This window comes from Enterococcus sp. AZ062 (assembly GCF_051715065.1).
GTDB classification, from domain to species: domain Bacteria; phylum Bacillota; class Bacilli; order Lactobacillales; family Enterococcaceae; genus Enterococcus_B; species Enterococcus_B mundtii.
In genome coordinates, this window is sequence record NZ_JBIOTB010000001.1 from 2,794,924 (window position 1) to 2,807,941 (window position 13,018).

Annotated in this window: 11 protein-coding genes; all 11 read right to left on the reverse strand. The window is 40.0% G+C overall.

The genetic code is table 11. The features are described 5' to 3' along the window. Window positions 1-103: 103 nt before the first annotated feature. A complete protein-coding gene (locus IGJ00_RS13060; RefSeq protein ID WP_074799381.1) occupies window positions 104-1,108 on the reverse strand; it encodes an SIS domain-containing protein in 1,005 nt (334 codons plus the stop codon). Window positions 1,109-1,118: 10 nt separating this feature from the next. Continuing rightward, window positions 1,119-2,168: an SIS domain-containing protein gene (locus IGJ00_RS13065; RefSeq protein ID WP_071866424.1), complete on the reverse strand. Its 1,050-nt coding sequence runs from the start codon at window positions 2,166-2,168 to the stop codon at window positions 1,119-1,121. Window positions 2,169-2,180: 12 nt separating this feature from the next. Continuing rightward, on the reverse strand, window positions 2,181-3,002 hold the full coding sequence (locus IGJ00_RS13070; protein WP_066025588.1) for a PTS system mannose/fructose/sorbose family transporter subunit IID: 822 nt from the start codon (window positions 3,000-3,002) through the stop codon (window positions 2,181-2,183). Next, window positions 2,986-3,771 (reverse strand): PTS mannose/fructose/sorbose/N-acetylgalactosamine transporter subunit IIC, encoded by a 786-nt coding sequence (locus tag IGJ00_RS13075; protein WP_066025554.1) that lies wholly within the window; start codon window positions 3,769-3,771, stop codon window positions 2,986-2,988. The genes IGJ00_RS13070 and IGJ00_RS13075 overlap by 17 nt, the downstream gene beginning before the upstream one ends. Window positions 3,772-3,788: 17 nt before the next feature. Further along, complete coding sequence (locus IGJ00_RS13080; protein ID WP_074799379.1) at window positions 3,789-4,259, reverse strand: PTS sugar transporter subunit IIB; 471 nt, start codon at window positions 4,257-4,259, stop codon at window positions 3,789-3,791. A gap of 10 nt (window positions 4,260-4,269) precedes the next feature. Next, entirely contained in the window at window positions 4,270-4,689 is a 420-nt protein-coding gene (locus IGJ00_RS13085; protein ID WP_066025589.1) for a PTS sugar transporter subunit IIA, read from the reverse strand. Window positions 4,690-4,772: 83 nt separating this feature from the next. Further along, window positions 4,773-7,547, reverse strand: a complete 2,775-nt coding sequence (locus IGJ00_RS13090; RefSeq protein WP_438844522.1) for a sigma 54-interacting transcriptional regulator — start codon at window positions 7,545-7,547, stop codon at window positions 4,773-4,775. A 575-nt stretch (window positions 7,548-8,122) separates the two neighbouring features. Then, window positions 8,123-10,798 carry a mannosylglycerate hydrolase gene (gene mngB / locus IGJ00_RS13095; protein WP_438844523.1) on the reverse strand — a complete coding sequence of 892 codons (2,676 nt, stop codon included), beginning with the start codon at window positions 10,796-10,798 and terminating at the stop codon, window positions 8,123-8,125. Between the two features lie 218 nt (window positions 10,799-11,016). Continuing rightward, on the reverse strand, window positions 11,017-12,117 hold the full coding sequence (locus IGJ00_RS13100; RefSeq protein WP_010734326.1) for a PTS fructose transporter subunit IIC: 1,101 nt from the start codon (window positions 12,115-12,117) through the stop codon (window positions 11,017-11,019). An 18-nt stretch (window positions 12,118-12,135) separates the two neighbouring features. Continuing rightward, window positions 12,136-12,459 (reverse strand): PTS fructose transporter subunit IIB, encoded by a 324-nt coding sequence (locus IGJ00_RS13105; protein WP_005225262.1) that lies wholly within the window; start codon window positions 12,457-12,459, stop codon window positions 12,136-12,138. Continuing rightward, the gene (locus IGJ00_RS13110; RefSeq protein ID WP_071866428.1) at window positions 12,456-12,917 is read right to left on the reverse strand and encodes a PTS sugar transporter subunit IIA; all 462 of its coding nucleotides are present in this window, start codon (window positions 12,915-12,917) and stop codon (window positions 12,456-12,458) included. The genes IGJ00_RS13105 and IGJ00_RS13110 overlap by 4 nt, the downstream gene beginning before the upstream one ends. Window positions 12,918-13,018: the final 101 nt, after the last annotated feature.

The window sequence follows — 13,018 nt, forward strand, 5'->3', positions numbered from 1 at the left end:
ACAGATTGATTCCCTATCTACTCCATAGAAAAATTATGTTTCAGACTCCCTCTGAGATCCATTAAAATTGTCTTTTTCTCTATCATCTTACCCTTTTTTTCTATCAGTACTCAAATTGGCGATAATAGCGTCGAATTTCCAGCGGGTGGCAATTCATTTGTTCGACATAGGCATCAATCCGCTGTGTCACGCAATGCATCAATAAGTGAGAAAGCACTCGGCCACGATATTTCTCACTTATTCCTGAAACAGGATAGTCCTTCGTATCGATCAATGTATAGTTTGCACAAATTCTTGGTAACAATTTAGCGACTCTTTCTGATAATGGGCGTTGTTCGTCTTCTCCTAAAAACACTGTGACAGGTGTAGTTTCATCAACGATTTCCAACGTTCCGTGAAGAAACTCAGCAGCATGGATCGATTTTGAACGTAACCAGCTTTGTTCCTCCCAGTAGCACATGGCGTAAGAATAGACTGCACCCCATTGATTTCCCGCACCGATGAAATAATGCATGGCATCATGACGATGTTTCTCCGCAAATCCTCGCCCAAATTCATCCGCCTGCTTCTCAGCTTCTACTAATCCTTTTGCTAAATATTGTTCCAATTCTTGATAGTAGGCTTCGTAATCAGGAAAATCTCCATGGTTTTTCATTAACCGATCTGCCACCATAAAGAATTTTATTTGTTCTGTTCCTGCTGCAGGATACGTAATGATATGGTCACATTGTTCCGCCAAAATACTGCCTTTTGTATCAATAAACCCTAATAAGGTTGCTCCTACTTTTTTGATTTCTTCAACTGATTTAACCACTTCTTGTGTCGTTCCAGTAACAGAGGACAAGATAACTAACGAGTCTTTAGTCAAACGACGGTTACCGGTTGTATAATATTCTGCCGCATGTTGGACGTAAACTGGTAGGTCGCTTTTTCCATTGATGTAGGTAACTGCTTGCATGGCAGAAGCATACGTACCACCAATTCCTAGATAATAAATCGCATCAAAGCCTTGTTCATCAAGGAAATCGACTATTTTTTCAATTTCAGGACGTAGCTCTAACATTCCTTGGATATCATCAATTTGTTGTTGTTCATTAAATTTAAGCATTTTTCCACCTCTAAATTTTACTTTTTAAAACTTGATCAAAGTCATCAAAAATACGGTTATTCAGATCGATCCCTTTAGCACCTGCCCCGAGATAGGAGAAAATTTGGAACGGAATAACTAAAAGCAAAGAAGAAAAAGTTTCTTCACATGCTACATCCAGCCCAAGTGTATCGGGATTCTTTGCTACTGCTGTGGTGATCGTATAAGCTTTTCCTACATGAGATTCTATATAATCATGCAATAGTTGGGCTCTTGATTGATTCGAGCTTGGTGCTTCTATAAAGAAGAGCACATGTTGATGATTGGCTTCAAGATAAGGTCCGTGCATATAAGCTTCCAATTCAAACCCTTGAGAAGGCACTCGAATGGTTTCGGTGAATTTCGTTTCAAATTCTTTAGCGGTTCCCCAGTTTGGTCCATAACCGACTGCCACAAACCGATTCGCTAGTTTAAAGATGCTTGCGTTTTTCTCAAAAAAATCAATCGTTTTAGCTATAACTTGCGGAATGGCCTCAATCATCTCCTCTAACTGGTTTTTGGTCATCGACACTTGTTCATCGGATAGTATTCCTTTACTGTAACCAATAGATACCCCCATTAAATAGAGTTGTAATACCGTTGCTACATATCCTTTTGTCACGAATCCAACGGTTTCGATCCCAGTTCCTAGATCAATTCTTTCGTTTGCTTTTTGAGCCAGAAGACTTTGGGAATCACTACTTAAACTGATTGTGTAAAAACCTTGTTCGGACAAATGCGCCACTGCATCTATAGTAGAGGTACTTTTTCCGCTTTGAGAAACCGCCAAAACTGTCTCTATTTCTTTAGAAAGATGTCCGTAATGATTAAAGTGGTATGGCTCTTCAATAGTGACAGTGATCCCCGCTAATTTCTCCATCGCGTACTTTGCTGCTAAACAGGCATTTGAAGAAGAACCTGTTGCCAAAATCAATAGATGTTCGATCGCAGCTCTTTTTTCTTCTTTTTTAGGAACAAATTCCTGCAAGATCTTAACTAATGTTGCTTGCTCTTCCTGTATATAGTCCATCATTGTTGCCACAACAATTCCTCCTTAAAAGAGTCCAATCAAGGATCCCAAAATACCTAAGACTGCTAATCCAAGCAGGATAATCAACGGTTTGACTTCTTTTTTCAAAAGATAAAAGACAGCGCCAAATGCACCTAATGATAAAATTTTCGGTACGATATCATCAAAGATACTTTGTACCGTAACCGCATTCTCTCCTGAACCGATCTGCAACGGAATGTTGATATCAATCATCGTAGCGGTCATTCCTCCTACGACCATCAACCCAATAATCGCCGCGCCATAGGTTAAGCTTTCCATCAAACCGTTTTCCTGAATTTTCTTTAAAAATCCCGATCCAAGTTTATATCCCCAACCAGTCGCAAAATAACGAAATAGTAGATGTGGGACATTGAAAATCAATAGAAACAGAATCGGACCTAGTATATTCCCTTGTAATGCCAATGAAGTTCCTACCCCTGTGGCAATTAACCGTAACGTTCCCCAAAAGAAAGAATCGCCAATCCCTGCTAAAGGCCCCATCAAAGAAGTCTTGATGTTTTCGATTGCTGATGAATCAAAATTCGGATCATTGCTATTTTCTTCTTCCATCGCCGCGTTGATTCCTAAAATAAGCGTGACGATATGCGGGGTCGTGTTGAAAAATTCCAGATGTCGTTTCAACGCATCAGCCATAGATTCTTTTGTTTTATAGAGTTTCTTCAAAATCGGAATCATAGCATAGACATAAGCTAAATTCATTTGTCGCTCATAGTTCCATGAGAACTCCATTTGAAATGAACGCCAAAAGACATGATTCAACTCTTTCTTGGTAATCTCGGGTTTCTCATTAGAAGTCTTCTTCATCATCAAGTACCTCCCCTGAAGTCATTTGAACAGATTGCCCTTGTTCACGAATGTTTCTTAAATTCACAACTACAACAGCAGTTATCGCTCCAAAGATCGCAATTCCCGTAACAGGAATCTCTAAATAAGCTGCTAATGCAAAACCTAAAAAGAAATAAGGAGCAACTTGTTTGTTGATCAGCAACCGAGCCAACATGGCAAACCCTAAGGCTGGAATCAAACCAGTTGCAACTGATAATCCATTCTGTACAAATACCGGAATCATCTCCAATAACTTACTAATCGTATTGCTGCCCACCATGAAGGAAATCGTAACTATAAGGGCTAACATCAAAGACAAGCCAAAACCGGCTAATAAGTGCATTCGTTCCACACCTTTGTAATTCCCATCAGTCGCGTATAAATCAGCTTTTTGGTTCATCATTGGAATAAGCAGGCCTAAGTATACATTTTTCAGGATTAGCGTTAATGTAGCGATTGGAAGTCCTAATAGTAAAGCTGTCTCAGTTCCCGCTCCTGCTGTAATTGCGAATGCTGTGCCAAGAATTCCTCCTGTTACAACATCTGGTGGGATAGAAGCACCTACAGAAAACGAACCAATAAAAGCTAATTCCAGTGTGGCACCCATAATAATTCCTGTGTTTACGTCCCCTAATACGATTCCTGTAAACAACCCAGTAACAATCGGACGCGACAGTAATGATGTTCCCAATGCGTATTCAGACTGCGCAATAAATGCAACAATTCCAAGTAATATTGCTTGCAGCATCTCTTTTGCCCCTTTCTTTATAAAACATCTTCGACAGCGACTTTTTTATCCGAAGGTACTTGACGGATATCGACAGCAATTCCTTTATCAATCATTTTTTTCAAAATTTCTTCCTCCGCAGGTAAAATATTAACTGCCTTTCCAATATTCTTAGTTCCTTCTTTGGCTTTGATCCCACCCAAATTGACTTTAGTGATTTCTGGATAGTGTTCTGCTAATCTATAGGCATCCTCGATGGAATCTACTACGATGAACAATTTGTATTTATCGGTCACGCCGCTTTGTAATGCTTGGATGGAATCCTCAATTGTTTTAATCACCAGTTTGACGCCTTGCGGTTTTGCTAGTTTGATCGCTGTCTTACGAATATCATTTGTCGGCACATCATCATTGGCAATCAAGATGCAATCTGCGCCTAAATTTTGCGTCCAGGAAAATGCGACTTGTCCGTGTAATAGTCGATGATCGACTCGTGTCAAAATAATCATGTTGACCCTCCTAAAATTCTTCTTCTTCGATTTCTTTTTCTACACTATCATTACAAAACTGGATCATCTCTTTCGAATTGGCCAGCGTTTGGTGGATCGTTTCTGAGATTGCACCTCCTCTTTGAAATTGTGTCGTCAATTCAATCAACAATGGCAAATTCAAGCCTGCAATCAAGTAAAAATTTGGTTGTTGGATATAACGCAAAAATTCATTGTTCACGCTACCGCCGAAAATATCTGTGATAACGATCACTTCAGAATGTTTATATGTTTGCATCAGGGTATCCACCGTTGTCGTCAGATCAAATGTTTCTTCCACATAGCAGTCAATCGCAACGACTGATTGTTTTTTACCGCAGATAAGTTCTAACGAATGTAAGATTCCTGATGCAAATCTTCCGTGTGATGCTAAAATAACGATTTGTTCCACTGCTTTCACCTCACTTTGCTCCAAGTTACACCTTACTAAACGCAAAAAGCGTGCCAAAAAAAGTGGCACGCTTTTCTTATTGATTAAAAGTCCGCTTCACCCATTGAATAATCAGTGTTTCCAAATAAAACATCATAAATGTAGCAAACTTCAGATTCCGGTATCGCGACACTGTAAACCTTCTCAATGACACTAAACGCTTTTTTGATTTCATTCAGCTGTTTTTCATGACACTGGAGTAATGTGTTGCTAGCATGATAATTATCAATGGCTTCGTTTCGAATAAGACGTTCAATCAAGCAACTCGTATGGACAAACAACGCAAGTTTGCGATCATTGGTGATCCGTTGCTGCCACATGCGTTCCAGATCTCCCGCGAAAAATTCCATTTGGGAAATTACTTTTTCTGTATCTAGAATCGTTACCGATTGAATCACTCGATTCAATGAAAAGTTTCTTACTAATTGATTGTTCACATAGGCGATCATCTCTTCATCCAATTCTTCCTTTAACCAACTTAATAACACTTCTGTCCCAGCGCCTGAAATCAGTTCTTCTAAAGAAATAAAAGGTGCCAGCTCTTGGCGAGGTTTAGTGGTTCCTATAATACCAACAACATCATAAGATGTTAATATCTGTTTCATATGTTCACTATTTTCCAACTGGTTGAATTCATAAGGAAGGATCCGAATCTGTAAATGATCAGGAATACTTTTTTCTAATAAGGTGGAGATTTGAACAGCGGTTCCAATTCCAGTTGAACAAGTCGTAATGACAACTTTCTCTTTTTTAACTTTCGGAAGAATGATCTCCCATTCATTTTGGTGGCAAGCATTTACCCGCTCAGGAATCTCTCTCAACGAAACGTTCTGCTGAATGCATTCTCCGACAGCGATGGCTACACTTGTCGTTACATTGTTCATCATGACAATCGGTACCTTCAATTCTGGAATATATTGATAGATTTCTTTCAAAGAACCCATGTCGAACAAGACAACTAGTCCATTAGATACGTCGTTTTTCTGAATATATGCGGTGACTCTTTCCGCAATTTGCTTAGGAGTAACTTCTAATGGCATATCAAAAGATTGAAAAACCGATTCATTCAGTAAGCGGTTCGCAACATTTGCGATACTGCTAGCAGTTGCATAGCCATGGGCTACTATGATGCTTCGTGGAAGCAACGTTTCTTTGGAATATCCCATATCGTTGATATAAAGTGTAAAAATGATTCGGTCCATACTCGTTAGTTCAATATCCAATGCGTTTTGTACTAAACCTATCAGATTTTCTGTGTAGCGATCACTTGTAGAATAATGCTTCTTAACACTTTTCAACAGGTCTTCTGTCAATAAAAGTTTGTCTTGATCATCTGGCAGCCACTCCACATTTCTGCGCAGCCACAAATAATAACTGATCGTATAAACCATACTACCGTTAAAGTTAATTTGGAAAGAATGCTCGATTTGCTCCATCATTCGCTGAACATGCTCTGTCACAAAAATCATTGTCCGCTGTTTTTGTTCCTGCTTATGGTCAAACAATAAATTTTCAAACAGCCTTTCAATCACTTTAGAAATAGGAGGGACAGCTGTTGCAAAGTCCTGTCCCGCTTGGACATAATTGAACAAAATCTGTTCATACGTTTGAATGATTTTTTGCTGTTCTGGCTCACTTTCCGCAGTTAGTTGCTGGATTTGCGTTTGCCCATCAATAAGAATCGGTTGCATCATCACTAATTCATTGGGTTCCTTTGTCAACTGCAATAACTGTTCTGGTAAATGATACACAGTGACCACTATTTTTTTCACCCCCCGTTTTAGACTGGCTGTATAGCTTTTAGCTGTAATAATCTTAATCATACTTTTCAATTCACCGACATTCCCAGAAAAATGACTAGTCGTTAATATTTCGATTACTTGGGGCGAGAGCTCCAAGGGCAGGCCAATACGCTTTTGCTCGTCAAAGAATGCTTGCAAGGTCAGCTGTTTCCGTTCGGAAATCGTCCGTTCTTCCAAAGCAGGCAGTGTTGCTTGAATTGGGATTCGTCGCAAAAAGGTTGTTAGAAATGTTTGTTTGAAATCTTCGGTCGTCGCAAACACCAGCCGACAATCCACTGGGATTGACCGGCTCGTATCCCCCATTCGATAGATAACTCCCTGATCCATAAAAGTGAATAATTTTTCCTGTCCTTCGGCATTCAGTCGATGAACTTCATCTAGGAATAGTACCCCGCCGGCTGCTGCTTCAAATGCACCTCTACGATCTTCTTCTGCTCCAGTGAAGGCTCCTTTCACATGTCCAAATAAATTACTCGTCAATAAATCTTGGTTGTTGGCATACTGCGCGCAATTGATCGTGATCAACGGAGCATCGCTCTCTAATAATTCATTTTCCACACAATAATGATGGAACATTTTTACAAGAAAACTCTTCCCAGTTCCACTTTCCCCCGTCAGCAAGAAGGGAAGCCCACCATTTGGATAGAAGGCTGCCATCTTGACCTGTTCAATCACTTCTGCCAGACTGCCTTTGCTGCCGATTACACTGGAAAAGAAATCTTCTTTTCGATCAAAAAAGGGCTTTTCTGCTCCAACAGCAGCTAGACTATCATATACGTTTTGGGTTAAGGGGTAATTTTGGATTTCAAATGCCTGTTTATGAAAAAAATACACTGGCCGGGTAGTAATTTTTACTAGATGTCTTTCTTCCGTTAACTGATTTAAATAGTGACTGATCGTGTTTCTCTTGACTAAAAACTTCTCAGCAATATCCTTCGCGGTGAAAATATCGCTTACATTTTCGATAGAGAAAAAAGCTGTTTGATTTTGTAAGTAAGCAAGTAATTGTTCTTTCATCGTCGTTCTCCTTGTCCTCTTTATCTGATTATCATAACTTAAAAGGCTAAGACTTGCTATACAATGCATAATAGAGTAATTATTCTTTTAAACCACAAAAAGTAGCATCCTGAACAACGATTGCCACTTTTATTCTGTATATATAATACTTATGTTACAGTCAGTAAATAGTTGTATTACTATTTCGATTCATTTATGTTCGCTTAACACTATTAATTTCGATCCGATAGTACTATTCACCACTTCAACTCCATCTTTTACCATATTGGTGAGGATCAGTGGTCCCTTATTTTTTTTGATCCAAGCGCCAATTACCCTTATTAGAGTTCGACCCATTTTTTTCAGTTATTTTTGTGCTGAAGTCATGGGCACGTGACATAAGTTAACTAGTTACGCTTTCCAGATTTGACTTTACACAACTTATTAGTCCTTATTGACAAAGAGCCAGATTCTTGCTTGTTTCGCATTAGTAAACAAAGAGGCTCGTAAGTACTTTAATAGGACTTACGAACCTTTTTCACTTTTCTGTCTCATAAGCGGACTCACTACTTCGCGTCACTTTTTCTCAGTAGCGATCATTCCACATACAATGTCACAAATTTTGCATGGTTAATCTTTTCAAGAGTGACGGCATTATTTTCCACCAAAAGTGCTTCTCTCTTAGCTTCTTTTAGATTGACTGTTTCTACTACGTTCACTGGATGGTTGAATGTGATAGACGCATGTCCCACTTCATCTAAAAGCCCATTGTATAGACGCAAAATGTAACCTGAACGCTCTTCCGCCTTTTTCAATACACTCAAGGTTAGATTGCCATTGATCTCAAAAAGACTAAAGTTTGTCGGCAAAGTTGGCTCAACCGATCCTAAAGTAAAAATCAATCGGGAATTCAGGAATTCTGCGTATTGATAAAGAGTGATCGGTGTTACTGCTTGTTTGGCACGTTGTGCGACATTTGCTTGGTCAAATCCCTGAGCAAAGTAAACAATGGAGAAATCAAAATGCATCGTTTTGTGGCACTGTGCAGCTGGTGTCTCAATCACTGATTCTCCTGAAGCACGCCCTGGGCGATACAGTAGATTCTCTTTCCCCATGAAGCCATAGGTCCGGAAAATCGTTAAGCGAATCGTATCAAACGCTTCCCCCACAATCTCATATTCACGTACCCCTTGGGGCATAACTGCTACGCCATGGGACGCATCGAATAAACCGACAAAGGATTGACAAGTTTCTATGGCAATCGGTTGCTCATTCCATTGCTCTTTATTGGCTTCCCAAAGGGCCATTTCTTTTTCAAATACAACTGGACGCTCCAACGTACCAAACTGTTGGTCAGCAAGCGAAAATTTCGAGGCAATCCCAGTATTAAATAGCACACATACCCGATGGCTATCAACTTGTTGGTTTTCAACCGTTAATTTGAAATCAATTTGTTGTGATTGTTTTTTCAACACCATCGTCAATTGGATCGGCAGTGAAGACGAGACTTTCTTTTCTGCACGTTCAGCTAAATCCTTCGGAACCTTCAACGTGAAAGCTATATGGATCTTTTGGTAGATTTCTGATTGCTGAATGGTGATCGTTGGTTGCGCATCAATTGATGAAATCACAAAATCTTTCACAGGTGGTGAATAATTGAATGAATCACCATCGTCGCCATTTTCTTCAATGATCCCTTGGTTTTTGTAAAGCACTTGATTGGTTTTATCAAGAATATCCAAAGAACCATTGTTATTGACAGTGATCTGATAGTACTCGTTTTCAACCGTATTGGTTTTTACCTCCTGCAATGGTGCGCTTGTATCACCTTTCAAATCAACCGTCAGCTGGGTATAACCCATACTCGGCACATCCGTCGTTTCTAAGGCAATCTTCACTTTATAGACTTTCTCCGGCAAATAGATTTCCTTGACTGGATTTAAAATATTTCCTTGATTCAAAACATACTCCGTTTGGTCGGTAAGCTCTAAAATCGTATAAGGCAACGCCTGACCAGCTTGATCAAGAATCGCAAACTCTTTTTGTGGCAAATAAACTTCTGCTTCAATGACCCCATTGCGTCTTGTATCATAGGTGTTGAAGAGTGTGAAAGTAATTTCTTGTGCTTGTGGGTTATTGATTGCAGTAGAAATCTGTCGTAAAGTCAATTCGACAAGATTCATGGAAATATCTCGCGCCTGCTTATAGCGCATATAGATATCTTCATTGGTCGTATCAGAAACACAAGAACCAATGGAATCATGCGCCGCATTTTCAAACATTAACTTCCAAATCTCTATGACTGTTTCCACGGGGTACTCAAATCCTAATTGCATGGCCATCGTTAAGATAGGCTCCATAACATTGACTAAGTAATGTTGGATCTGAGTGTTCATTGCCTTCAAATCAGGACGTGAAGAAAAAATCGTTTTATGGATTCGCATCAATTTGCCATTGATCAGTTCACCGGCGATTTCTTCCAACTCAGGATGGCGTTCTTTGACTGCGGCAATGTATTTTTCAATCGTTGAAAATTGTAACTCATACTCATCCTCATAAAGTTGATTCATTCGATCAACCAATTCTGGAAGATTTTCTCTGACTGGTGCTTGATCGAAACCATTTGGAAAATACACTTGATCCGTAGCACTGCGTCCCCAAGTCGTTTTAAACGGTTCTTGATGTAAGAACTCTGCTAATTCTGCTTCTCGTTCAGGAATGGCACCGCCAATGTAGTACCCACTTGGGATCTGGTAGACATTGACCACCGAACCATCTTCTCCACGCCATTTGTACTCTGTATGTTTAACGTCGTCATCACTGACACCACGCCAAAACATCGTATCATTGATACCAAACTCACGATAGATTTGTGGCATACTGGCTGCTTGGCCGAAAGAATCTGGGACGTACCCAACATTCATGTATGTCCCGAATTCTTCACAAATTTTCATGCCGTATAACATATTCCGAACAATGCTTTCTCCCGAGATCACTAATTGATCGGTTTGAGTGTACCATGGGCCAATGATCAACTTCCCTTGTTGAACAAGTTGTTGAATCCTTTCTTTGTCCTGCGGACGCCACTTCAAGTAATCATCTAACAGCGAAGCCTGTCCATCTAAAATGAAGCTCTCATAGGGATCATCCTTTTCTAGTTGTTCAATGACTTTTCTTAAATTGTGCATCAAATAGATTTTCGAGCGACTTGTAGTAAAATACCATTCGCGATCCCAATGACTGTGGGGTACGACATGTACTGTTTTTTTCATTCAATCATTCCTCTCCCGTTATAAAAAAGGCACGTAACGATGGTTGTCGTTAGTGCCTATTAATTTTTCTCAATTTTTTTACCATCTGGTACGCATAATTTGTTCCTTACGTAAAATATTTCGAATTTTGCCATTTTCGTACAAGCTAAAAGCGTTCTTAGAAAATCATCTGCTCGTGCCTTTTCTTTCGCTACTATTTAGCTAATCGGCTTTGTTACTCAATTTTCAAAGCTCAATTCAATATCATCAAGCGTAATGTCTTCTTTTTGTTCTTCTTGCTTATTGAAATTCACAAATAAAGGAGCGACAAAACCGATGAAAGCAGCTCCTGCAAATAGTCCAATCAAATACGCCCAACCGTTCCCAACAGTGAAGAAGCCATAAATCCCTCCAACAGGCGGCATTTTGTCATACATTCCTAACGCGATCCCCAAACCTGAAGCGATTGCTCCTCCCAACATGTTGATCGGTACAAGCCGTAATGGATTGACTAATGTAAAAGGAATTGCTCCTTCTGTGATTCCGATAAAGCCCATAATAAAGTTATTACGGCCAGCATCCAATAGCTCTTTATTGAATCGATTTTTGTGGAATAAAGTTGCTAAGGCGTATCCAAATGGCACCGCACAAATCGCAACATTTACGATAATTGCTGGTAAATACACACCTTCAGCTAGTAAAACATTTCCTGCCATCCAAGCAGCTTTGTTTACAGGCCCACCTAAGTCAGAGCCAATCATTGCCCCCATGATGACTGCAAGCAAAATTTTGTTGACGTCGTTTTCAATCATGGTTCGAATCCATTCAACCAAGCTAGTATTGATCCATGCCAATGGCTCAGAGAGTAATGCGCCCATGACGATCGCTACGGATAATGTAGCAATCAAGGGTAAAATGACCAGCGGCATCACTCCAGCAAATGACTCCGGTAATTTGATATGTTCTTTAGCCCACTTCACTAAGTATCCTGCTAAGAACCCAGCAATAACTGCCCCTAAAAAACCAGCATTTGTGCTAGAAGCGACCGCACCGCCGATAAAGCCGGCCCCTAAAGCAGCTTTATCTCCAACAGAATACGCTATAAACCCAGCTAAGACAGTATTGATCAAACCGATTCCTGTCCACCCTACTTGTTCAATCAAATAAAGCGCATGTTTAAAGCCTTCAGTGCCAGCATAAGGATCTAAGCTTGTTATCCCCATACCAAGAGCAATCATTTTCGGAATGGCAACAACTAGTGAAGCGCCAATAATCAACGGCAGTACAAAACTAATTCCACTCATCAAGTGGCCTTTTACATCTGCTAGAACTCTTTTCATCATCCTTGCCTCTTTCCTTTAGTTTGCGTTTCTTTGTTCCACAGCTGCGACACATTTCTTTAGCACCGCTTCCGGTGCTTTGATACACGTATTAATATTTACCCGAATTTGCGGTTTTCCTTCAAACCGTTCCATCCCAACAACTTTTTGATCAGTCGCTAAAAGCAAGAAATCTGCTTCTTTTGCTTCTGCTGCAGTGATCTCGTTGACTTGCCCTAACGAACCTTGCTGTTCAATTTTGACCTCATAGCCCAGTTTCACACCAGCTTTTTCTAAAGCTTTTGCGGCCATCGGTGTATGTGCCAATCCTGCTGGACAGGCGGAAATCCCTACTATTTTCATATGATTTTCTCTCCCATCATTTCCTTTTTGATCAATTCTGCTAAATAAGCTTTATCTTTTGATTGTTGAATCTGCTGGATGAATGTATCTTCAAGCAACGCTGTTGCTAGGCGACTCAACATTTGCAAATGCACCGTTCCTTCATCTTTTTTAGGAACCATCAAAGCAAACACATTTTTGACTGCAGAATCATCGAAGGTTTCCCATTCGATGGCTTGTTCTAAGCGAATAAACAAAACGGTCGGTTCCAAAACCGGTTCAGCTTTTGCATGCGGAATAGCAAAGCCTTCTTGTAAGCCGGTTGAATATTGTGCTTCCCGTTCAATGAATGCCGCACATGTGTCTGCTGCATCGGTAACGATTCCGGATTCATAGGCATGATTCGCAATCACGTGAAACAGTTCTTCTTTTGATCTAACAGCCACATTCAAGAGAATATTTTTTTCCTGAAAGTCCATCTCATCTGCTCCTTTCCTTTATTCTGAAACCATCATAGTAATTCGTGTGGTTTATTTTCTGTACACGTTTAATTTACGGTTTCTGATACACGATGTAAACA

What these genes read in the sequence shown, in the direction of transcription:
- IGJ00_RS13090 (WP_438844522.1), bottom strand. Translation starts at nt 7,547, where the DNA reads ATGAAAGAACAATTACTTGCTTACTTACAAAATCAAACAGCTTTTTTC.
- IGJ00_RS13060 (WP_074799381.1), bottom strand. Translation starts at nt 1,108, where the DNA reads ATGCTTAAATTTAATGAACAACAACAAATTGATGATATCCAAGGAATG.
- IGJ00_RS13110 (WP_071866428.1), bottom strand. Translation starts at nt 12,917, where the DNA reads ATGGACTTTCAGGAAAAAAATATTCTCTTGAATGTGGCTGTTAGATCA.
- IGJ00_RS13080 (WP_074799379.1), bottom strand. Translation starts at nt 4,259, where the DNA reads ATGATTATTTTGACACGAGTCGATCATCGACTATTACACGGACAAGTC.
- IGJ00_RS13105 (WP_005225262.1), bottom strand. Translation starts at nt 12,459, where the DNA reads ATGAAAATAGTAGGGATTTCCGCCTGTCCAGCAGGATTGGCACATACA.
- IGJ00_RS13100 (WP_010734326.1), bottom strand. Translation starts at nt 12,117, where the DNA reads ATGAAAAGAGTTCTAGCAGATGTAAAAGGCCACTTGATGAGTGGAATT.
- IGJ00_RS13070 (WP_066025588.1), bottom strand. Translation starts at nt 3,002, where the DNA reads ATGAAGAAGACTTCTAATGAGAAACCCGAGATTACCAAGAAAGAGTTG.
- IGJ00_RS13075 (WP_066025554.1), bottom strand. Translation starts at nt 3,771, where the DNA reads ATGCTGCAAGCAATATTACTTGGAATTGTTGCATTTATTGCGCAGTCT.
- mngB (WP_438844523.1), bottom strand. Translation starts at nt 10,798, where the DNA reads ATGAAAAAAACAGTACATGTCGTACCCCACAGTCATTGGGATCGCGAA.